Annotated in this window: 1 pseudogene; it reads right to left on the reverse strand. The window is 50.0% G+C overall.

Annotation, left to right across the window (positions count from 1 at the left end):
• Positions 1 to 233: pseudogene (locus SB773_RS31475) on the reverse strand (methylmalonyl Co-A mutase-associated GTPase MeaB); the annotation flags it as partial.
• Positions 234 to 276: the final 43 nt, after the last annotated feature.

Consider the following 276-nt stretch of genomic DNA (forward strand, 5'->3'; position numbering starts at 1 on the left):
GGTAACAGATGCGCGATCTGTGGATGGTTGAAGAACATGCTTCGCAAATAATCCTGCGTCATGCTGTGCATCCAATCGAGCGACTGTGCCTTGCGACGGGCAGCGAACCTACCTGTCTGTATCGTCTTTTCGCGAAATTCATTCACGACATTCCATATATCCCCGATCCCTTCACCCGTCAGAGCCGAACACATATATGCTTTTGTTTCCCAACCTACCGTTGCTGGCTGCAAATAGTGCAGAGCACGATTATACTCGCCCTTTGCAATCAGTGCC

Origin of the sequence: Bacillus sp. SIMBA_074 (assembly GCF_046534555.1) — a bacterium.
Lineage (GTDB): Bacteria > Bacillota > Bacilli > Bacillales > Bacillaceae_G > Bacillus_A > Bacillus_A mycoides.